Annotated in this window: 2 protein-coding genes; both read right to left on the reverse strand. The window is 62.4% G+C overall.

The features are described from left to right. Positions 1-294: 294 nt before the first annotated feature. Positions 295-555, reverse strand: coding sequence for a transposase (locus tag AU465_RS38190; RefSeq protein WP_512699446.1), 261 nt, complete (start codon positions 553-555; stop codon positions 295-297). Then, positions 477-1310 (reverse strand): IS110 family RNA-guided transposase, encoded by an 834-nt coding sequence (locus AU465_RS33115; RefSeq protein ID WP_512699447.1) that lies wholly within the window; start codon positions 1308-1310, stop codon positions 477-479. Before AU465_RS33115 ends, AU465_RS38190 begins: the two co-directional genes overlap by 79 nt. Positions 1311-1379: the final 69 nt, after the last annotated feature.

The following is a 1379-nucleotide window of genomic DNA, read 5'->3' on the forward strand; positions in this document are numbered from 1 at the left end:
GTGCTGAAGCCCGGCGATATCGTCGTCATGGACATGTGTGGACGCCCCCGTTGGTGCAAGAGAATCTTTCGAAGAGCACGGAGCGTGGTCGGTGCTGACATGTGTCCGGCCTCTGTTGCGGCTGTCACATGCCGCGGGCCTGTATGGGAGTTCGCGGAGCGGGTCCAAAACAATCTGGCGCGCTCAAGGCGCGTATCCATGATCTGGTTTTCCCGATCCCGTCTCGTTGACCGTGGCGCCATACTCTCCTTTGGACCTTCTCACACCTTCAAGCCCAGCAGCGATATTGTCCCGCTACCGCCGGGCCCGATAAGTTCCCCCTTTCGCCATCAATGCCCACACGATGCGCGCCGTCTTGTTGGCCAGGGCGACGATCACCAGCATGGGCGGCTTGCGCTCAAGCATCCGCGAGAGCCAAGGATCCCCCGTCGATCCCTTCCGCATGGCCCAGCGCACGGCGGCGCTCGCCCCGATGATCAGCAGCCGACGCAGGGTTCGTTCACCCATCCGGGACGTCTCGCCGAGCTTCTGCTTGCCGCCTGAGGAGCGTTGCAGCGGCGTGAGGCCGAGCCACGCCGCAAAGTCTCGCCCCCTCTTGAAGGTTGTCGCGATGGAGCCAGAGCAGCAAGTGCCGTCGCGGTGATCGGCCCTATGCCGGGAATAGTCATTAATCGCCTGGCTTCTGCATCCTCCTTGGCACGCCGGGCGATCTCGCGGTCGAGCACGGCCACTCTCTCATCCAGCGCCCGCAGCTGTGCAACGAGCAGAGACAGGATCGGACGGGCAGCTTCGGGGATGGCGGTACCTTTGTCCTCAATCGCCGCGACAAGCTTGGCGGCATGGAAGAGACCCTGTGCAGCCACGAGTCCGAATTCGGCAAGATGGCCCCGTATCGCATTGATGGTCTGGGTCCGCTGACGAACCATAAGATCGCGAACGCGGAACACCATTGCCGCGGCCTGCTGCTCTTCGCTCTTTGCCGCTACGAACCGCATGGTAGGCCTCTGGGCTGCTTCGCAGATCGCCTCAGCGTCAGCGGCATCGTTCTTCTGCCGCTTCACGAAAGGCTTCACATATCCCGGAGCGATTAGCCGGGCATCGTGCCCAAGCTTCGCAATCTCCCGCGCCCAGTAATGACCGCCGGCGCAGGCCTCCATGGCCACCGTGCAAGCAGGCTGCGCGGCAAGAAACTTGAGCACCTGGTCACGACGCAGTTTCTTGCGGAAGGCCACGGCTCCCGATCCATCCGCGCCGTGCATCTGGAACACGTTCTTCGCCAGATCCAACCCGATTGTGCTAACTTCCAACATGGACGCCTCCGTTCAAGTGATGATCAACGACACCACTTTGGCACAGCGATGCCGTGAGGGGGCGTCCAC

The sequence above is a fragment of the Mesorhizobium silamurunense genome, assembly GCF_014843905.1.
GTDB classification, from domain to species: domain Bacteria; phylum Pseudomonadota; class Alphaproteobacteria; order Rhizobiales; family Rhizobiaceae; genus Mesorhizobium; species Mesorhizobium silamurunense.